Source organism: Bacillus sp. 01N45, assembly GCF_056399205.1.
On sequence record NZ_JBFTQW010000031.1, the window covers coordinates 1 to 5198 of the forward strand.

Consider the following 5198-nt stretch of genomic DNA (forward strand, 5'->3'; position numbering starts at 1 on the left):
AGAGGTCACACCCGTTCCCATACCGAACACGGAAGTTAAGCTCTCTAGCGCCGATGGTAGTTGGGACCTTGTCCCTGTGAGAGTAGGACGTCGCCAAGCAACTAAAAACACAAGTCTTTTGACTTGTGTTTTTTCGTGTTTAATAAAGCATGAGCATTTTGTACACATTTAGAACTTGTATCGGTGTATTGAGAATTAAGAAATATGATATATGATATAGGATATATCATATATGCGGAATGGATATAGTTTGTATACACATTCGGTCTCTGTCCAAGGGGTGTTTAATTTTTGAGCTGTGTCGTACGGTAAAGATTAAAATTGCTTGAAGAACATTTGGATTATTAATGATGATTTACTCCCGCTATGCCATATTGGAGTAGGTAGTACTTGATGTGAAATGGATAAAAACCGATATTCTAACTTGAATATCGGTTTTTTATCTGTGACTTATATGAATTTATAGCAATACGAAAAGCGTAAATAAGATAGCTAACAAAATACGATAGTATGCGAAAGGTTTTAAGCCTATCTTTTCTAAAAGCTTTAGGAATGTTACTACTGCTAACATTGCTACTATAAAAGAGGTAATGAATCCTACCACAAACATAGGGATATCATTGACACTTAAATACTTCCAGCTTTTTAACAAGTCTAAGCCTGTAGCGCCTACCATTACAGGAAGAGCAATGAGAAAAGAGAACTCAGATGCAGTTTTATAATTTACTTTTGCTAATAGACCTCCAGAAATAGTAGAGCCAGCTCTAGAGAAGCCGGGGTATACTGCTAAGCATTGAAATAATCCAATTATTAATGCTTGACGGTATGTTAAATCATCCAGTGAATAGGAGGTTGCCTCTTTCTTCTTTACTTCTGCAAAGAGCATAAGAATTGCCCCTGCTACAAGTCCAATTACGACAGTATAGGGCTGAAATAAGTAAGTTTTAATAACACCATGTAGTAGTAAACCAGCAACTACTGCTGGAAATACGCCAAGAAATACATGGAATGCGTTGAATTTCTTCTCTTTCCGCAGAAGAGGTTTAATATTACATAAAGAAACGAGGCGTTTATGATATAAAATTGCAATAGCTAAAATTGCCCCTAGCTGTATAACAATTTCAAACGTTTTCGCTCTTTCTCCTTCAAAATCTAATAAATGCCCGACTAATATAAGGTGACCAGTAGAAGAGATAGGTAAAAATTCGGCTAACCCCTCTACGATACCGAGTATGAAGGCAATAATGATATCGCTCATCGTTTCACTCCTATAAATTAATGAATGTCTACTCTTTTGAAATAGAATAGTGTTGCAAAAAATCCTGAAACCGCTGTTGCTGCAATGATGATATAAGAATATTCCGGTGGATATGTGGGTTGTAATTCATTATTTGCGATATCAAGAGTAGCGGTCCACGGAAATAAATCTTTATGTTTGGAGTTTACGAGCATAAGATTAGTCATTGTAATAATGACTGTTAATATAATAGGTGGTACATAGCTCTTCATTACAAGAGTTAGTAGCACAATAGGTGAAGACAATAGAAAGAGAAGTCCACCACAGATTAAAAATTTTAGAAAAGAACCTAAAAATAAAGCAGTGTTAAAACCAGGGAAGTTCCCCAATAGCCCTAATATTAAAGTAAGTGCCCAAGCGACTAAAGTTAGCATCATGATCCAAAGAAAAAGAGTGATGAACTTACTTATAATAAAGCTAATACGCGATACGGGGATAGTTAGTAAATTCTTTAGTGTGTCTTCTGCATATTCACGGGTAAACAGATAAGCAATTACTACTCCATATAAGGGGAATCCTATCACTAAAGTAGTATATAAGTTAACATCAGTAAATAATTGATGGAACCAAATAGTCGGAGTGGGCTGTTTGGTTTTTATATGTATATAAGAAGCTACTACGACTAAGAAAGGTGCGACACCAGCCCCAATAATGCTAATTAAAAACATATTAGAGCGTTTTAGTTTTAGTAGTTCTGTATAGAGTAGATTAACCAATTGTTCCACCTCCAACTAATTTAGTGAAATAATCTTCTAATCTATCTTCACTTATCATCATTTTTAATACTTCTACACCATTTAGAACGAACGTTCTGTTGATGTATCCTTGTTGTCCAAAATGAGAATAAATACGAATATTCCCTTCATCATGTACTTCATAATCAAAGATTTGAAGCTGATTTTCTAATAGCATTGCGGCTTTGTTTTCATTATTCACTTGAAATTCTATGTACTTACGGTTTGCTTTACGTAGCGTATTAAGAGAAACTTCTTCTAGTAACCTTCCTTCATGAATAATTCCCATACGATCAACTAATTGTTCTACCTCAGCTAATATGTGACTGGAAATAAGTATCGTTATATTTCTTTCCTGAGCTAAAGATTTAATAAGTTTTCGCATTTCTTTAATACCAATGGGATCGAGCCCGTTAGTTGGTTCATCTAGTATGAGTAATTCGGGATAATGGAGAAGGGCACGTGCAATACCTAGGCGCTGCTTCATTCCTAAAGAATACTTCCCAACTAATTTTTTTGTTTCATGCTGCAATCCTACTATTTCTAATGCTTCTTCAATAGCATTCTTTTTGTGAATCCCAATTATCTTTGTATTAATTAATAAGTTTTCTTTTGCAGTTAAGTTTTCATAAAACCCTGGAACCTCAACGATAGAACCAATTCTTCTTAAAATATCTTTTTGATTTTGAAATAAGTCCTCTCCGAATATTTCAATATTTCCACTTGTAGGTTTTATAAGACTGAGTAGCATACGAATGGTTGTTGTTTTGCCCGCACCGTTTCGTCCTATGAATCCATAAATCTCGCCTTGTTGAACATTAATATTTAGATTATCTACTGATTTTTGTGTGCCATACACTTTAGTAAGGTTAGTCGTTTTTATAATTGTATTTATAGGAAACACCTACTTTCTATAAGTTCTTAATTACATGATAAGAAGGAAGGCTTAACTGCATATTAATCATTTCTTAACTATTTCTTAAAAGAAATGTATTTTGGAATGGAAAAGCCAAAAGTAGTTCGTTTCCATGGAGTACTTTCAACCCATATATGCCCACCATTTCTCTCAACGAGTGCTTTAGAAATTGAAAGCCCGAGACCGCTACCACCAGAAGAGGAGTTTCTCGATTGTTCGCTTCGGTACATTCGTTCAAATACGTTTTGTAAATCATGTTTTGGAATACCAGGGCCTTTATCCCAAATAAGAAGTTCATAGTCTGTATCAGTTTCTAGTAGTTCGATCCCTAATGTTTTCCCATCTTTTCCGTAATAAATGGCATTTTTTATCAAATTACTCATAATTCGCATAAGGCTAAGGTGGTCTGCAATGATAGGGCAAGTAGATTCTGGTATGAGAACCTGTAGTTCGAGATTATGTTTTGAGAGTTCAGGTAAAAATTCAATCAAAACTTCTCTAGTAACTTCAGAAAAGTCGAGTTCCTCTTCTTTTAGTGGAAATTCATTGGCGTCTAGCTTTGCCATATTGAATATTTCATTAACTAGATGTTTTAAGTTATTTGATTTCATATAAAGTATTTTAAGATATTCTTTCTTTTCTATTTCAGAAACAGCAACCCCATCTTTTAAAGCGTCGATATATCCAATAATAGAGGTGAGTGGTGTTCGGATATCGTGCGAGATACTAGACAAAAGTTGTTTTCTAGATTCCTCGGATCTTTTTGCTTCGATCCGAACCTTTTCTAATTCAGCTATTAGTTCGTTTATTGAAAAAACGATACTATGTAATGAGGGGTCATTGCTTGTGAATAATCTCGTTTGTAAATTTCCTTTTAGTACACGACCTAATTTTGTGTCCACTGATTTGCGATGTTGAATGAATTGTATTCTTGAAAAGAAGAGATACATTGTAATTAAAATAAGGGTAATAAATAAAGACATCTTTCCTTTTGGGCCCATTTGTATATTTAAAAGCCCGCAAATGATAAGTTGTAATGAAATAAGGAATAGGGTTTTATCAGTCTTCAAGTTTTTCACCTACAAACTTATAACCAATTCCCCATACAGTTTGAATGAATTTTGGATTAGAAGGATTGATTTCTATTTTCTTTCTAAGTTTTCGAATATGTACCATAACGGTATTATCGTCTTCTATATAATTATCGTCCCATACATTTCGAAAGAGCTGTGTTTTTGTAAATACTTGTCCTGGGTTTGAAGTAAAGAATTTCAACAGTTCCAGTTCTTTTCCGGTTAAGCTGATTTCTTCTTTATTTGTATGAACTGTGTATGTATTTAAATCGATAGTTAGTCCTTTGAAAGCTAAAATTGTTTTCTCTTGTGCAGTAGTGTTACTTCCAAGAACTAAAAAACGCCGCATAAGAGCCTTTACTCGTGCAACTACTTCGTGAATACTGAAAGGTTTCGTAATGTAATCATCAGCGCCAATGCTTAAACCTAAAATTTTATCAATTTCGTGATCTTTAGCGGTTAGCATTAATATAGGTACGTTAGTTTTATCTCTAAGTTTTCTACATACTTCGATACCATCTACTTTCGGCATCATAAGATCTAATATAACGAGGTTATAGTTGTTTTGATTAAATAATTGCAAGGCTTCTTCACCATTAACCGCAGTATCTACCATATATAATTCTCGTTCTAAATATATTTTTAATAAATTTCGGATTTCTTTATCATCGTCTGCTATAAGGATACGTATATCTTTCATATTTTCACCTGCTTCTAATAGAGTTTTATTGCTAGTACAACAACTCTCTAATTATATACTAGTATTTGTTAAAATAAGGTTGCTAGTTTTGTTGGAGGGACATGTCTACAAGAATTAAGTCTAGAGTTCAAATGAAATCGAATATGTTTTGGAAGAATAAATTAAAGAGAAGCAGAAGGTGGTTTCTAGTAATGACTCTTTGTAGAGGCATATCTAGCTAAAAGAGCATAAAAATATTAAATTGAATATCTTTATAAAAAGGTGTTGACGATTTCACCTTAGAGGTGTAATATAGGACAAGTCGCCGATGCAATAACGCAGAACGCGGCAAACAAAATGAAAAACTTAGTTGACATTGAAACATGAAGATGTTAACATAAGGGAGTCGCAAATGAGCGACCGAGTAGTTCTTTGAAAACTGAACGAAACAAACAACGTGAAACGTCAATTTTTATTTTTAGATGCTAGACAAACTAAC

General features: G+C 33.9%; 5 protein-coding genes and 1 rRNA gene. 1 reads left to right on the forward strand and 5 read right to left on the reverse strand.

The genetic code is table 11. From position 1 onward, the window contains the following. Window positions 1-99 (forward strand): 5S ribosomal RNA (gene rrf, locus AC1DMU_RS29350); the annotation flags it as partial. A gap of 361 nt (window positions 100-460) precedes the next feature. Here rrf and uppP read toward each other — a convergent pair. From uppP to AC1DMU_RS29375, 5 genes are all read right to left on the reverse strand, one after another. Further along, window positions 461-1258, reverse strand: a complete 798-nt coding sequence (gene uppP / locus AC1DMU_RS29355; RefSeq protein ID WP_088061514.1) for an undecaprenyl-diphosphate phosphatase UppP — start codon at window positions 1256-1258, stop codon at window positions 461-463. 17 nt (window positions 1259-1275) lie between these two features. After that, entirely contained in the window at window positions 1276-2013 is a 738-nt protein-coding gene (locus AC1DMU_RS29360) for an ABC transporter permease (RefSeq protein ID WP_000247712.1), read from the reverse strand. Next, complete coding sequence (locus AC1DMU_RS29365; RefSeq protein ID WP_000484005.1) at window positions 2006-2935, reverse strand: ABC transporter ATP-binding protein; 930 nt, start codon at window positions 2933-2935, stop codon at window positions 2006-2008. The genes AC1DMU_RS29360 and AC1DMU_RS29365 overlap by 8 nt, the downstream gene beginning before the upstream one ends. A 68-nt stretch (window positions 2936-3003) precedes the next feature. Then, on the reverse strand, window positions 3004-4017 hold the full coding sequence (locus tag AC1DMU_RS29370) for a sensor histidine kinase (protein WP_000845343.1): 1014 nt from the start codon (window positions 4015-4017) through the stop codon (window positions 3004-3006). Next, entirely contained in the window at window positions 4007-4720 is a 714-nt protein-coding gene (locus AC1DMU_RS29375; RefSeq protein ID WP_046953851.1) for a response regulator transcription factor, read from the reverse strand. Before AC1DMU_RS29375 ends, AC1DMU_RS29370 begins: the two co-directional genes overlap by 11 nt. Window positions 4721-5198 lie beyond the last annotated feature (478 nt).